Below are 879 nucleotides of genomic sequence, written 5' to 3' on the forward strand. Positions count from 1 at the left end.
TTTGATGGGGCCTTATACGTCACCGGCGTACAAAAGCCTGCTGGAAGATGTGGCTGGCGTGGACGTCATGAATGAGCGAACCGTGCGCTACCGTTTCAAGAAGCCTAACCGGGGGCTTCCCCTCACGGTGGGTGGCCTGCCAGTGTTTAGCCGTCAATGGGGCATGGAGAATGGCAAACCAAAATCGTTTGACCAGGTGGTGACGGATATCCCGATCGGCAGCGGGCCCTACAAAATTGGCTCGGTGCGCTTTGGCAAGGACATTACCTATGTGCGCGACCCCAGCTACTGGGCGAAAGACCTCAACGTAAAGCGCGGCATCAACAATTTCGACCGCATCACCGTGAAAATCTACAAGGACAACACCGCCCGGCTGGAAGCCCTCAAGGCCGGCGAGTTTGACTTGATGCGGTTTTTTTCCGCTGGCGACTGGGCGCGTCGGGTCAGCGGCAAGCGTTTTGACACCGGGGAACTGGTGAAGGCCGAGTTCAAACACCGTTTGCCTGCCGGCTTCCAGAGTTACGTGCTCAATACCCGGCGCGACAAGTTCAAGGATGTGCGCGTGCGCCAGGCGCTCGGTCTGGCATTGGATTACGAGTGGATGAACCGCCAGATGTTCTACAACTCGTACCAGCGGGTCAATGGCCTGTTCGGCAACACCGATTGCCAGGCCACGGGTGCGCCCGGCCCGCAGGAACTTGCCCTGATGGAACCCTGGCGCAAAGACATTCCCCCGGCCGCTTTTGGGCCGATGGCGGTGGCACCTCGCACCGATGGCGAGTCGTCACTGCGGGCCAACCTGCGCCAGGCACAGGCCTTGCTGAAGGCTGCCGGCTGGGAGGTGCGCGATGGCGCCCTGCGCAATGCGCGGGGCGAGGC

At 61.0% G+C, this 879-nt stretch carries 1 protein-coding gene; it reads left to right on the plus strand.

The features are described from left to right. On the plus strand, positions 1-879 hold an 879-nt coding region (locus tag B3V69_RS19090), incomplete at both ends, for an ABC transporter substrate-binding protein (protein WP_414707583.1).

It is taken from the genome of Rhodoferax sp. UBA5149, assembly GCF_002413825.1.
Lineage (GTDB): Bacteria > Pseudomonadota > Gammaproteobacteria > Burkholderiales > Burkholderiaceae_C > Rhodoferax.